Source organism: Aminobacter sp. P4_D5 (assembly GCF_056401815.1).
Map to the genome: position 1 here is coordinate 1 of NZ_JBFUIP010000603.1, position 771 is coordinate 771.

1 protein-coding gene is annotated in these 771 nt (G+C 68.7%); it reads right to left on the minus strand.

Going from position 1 to position 771, the window contains the following annotated elements; translation table 11 throughout:
- Positions 1 to 150 precede the first annotated feature (150 nt).
- On the minus strand, positions 151 to 756 hold the full coding sequence (locus AC1DWF_RS33790) for a non-canonical purine NTP pyrophosphatase (protein WP_476842859.1): 606 nt from the start codon (positions 754 to 756) through the stop codon (positions 151 to 153).
- Between the last annotated feature and the right edge of the window lie 15 nt (positions 757 to 771).

The following is a 771-nucleotide window of genomic DNA, read 5'->3' on the forward strand; positions in this document are numbered from 1 at the left end:
CCGCCCATCGGGCACACAGGTCCGGAAACGCTACGCTCGCAAGAAGGGGCGGAACAGCCCCCAATCGACGCGATCAATCGCTATAATCCGTTAAGAATAACGCTCAGTCACGGCCAAGTCTTCGTGGCCGCCGCCTTCAGCGAAGGATTCTCATCCGAGGGTGGCGGCCGCCAGCGCGGCGAAGGCCCGTGCGCGATGGCTGTGCCGGGCCTTCTGTTCAGGCGTCATCTCTCCGAAGGTCACGGTCTCGCCGTCCGGGACGAACATCGGATCATAGCCGAAGCCGCTTTGCCCGCGCGGCGGCGAGACCCAATGGCCTTCGACCCGCCCCTCGAAGGCTTCGCTGTGACCATCCGGCCAGGCCAGGACCAGCACGGCCACGAAGGCGCAGCGCCGGTCGGCCGAGGCATCGAGGCCCGCGATCCGCGCCATCGCCGAGGGATAGTCGCGCGTGCCGTCCGGCCGCATCGTCCAGTCGGCGGTGCGCACGCCGGGCTGTCCGCCGAGCGCCGCGACCTCGATGCCGCTGTCATCGGCGAGAGCCGGCAACCCCGTCGCCTTCATCGCCGCCATCGCCTTGATGGTGGCGTTGGCGATGAAGGTATCGCCGGTCTCCTCCGGCTCCGGCAGGCCGAGCTCCCCGGCCGAGACCAGCTCCATCCCATAAGGAGCCAGCAACCCCCCGAACTCGCGCAGCTTGCCCTTGATGTGGCTGGCCAGGACGAGCTTGCCGGGCTGGAGGCGCCTGTGGGTCACAGCCCCACGGCTTCC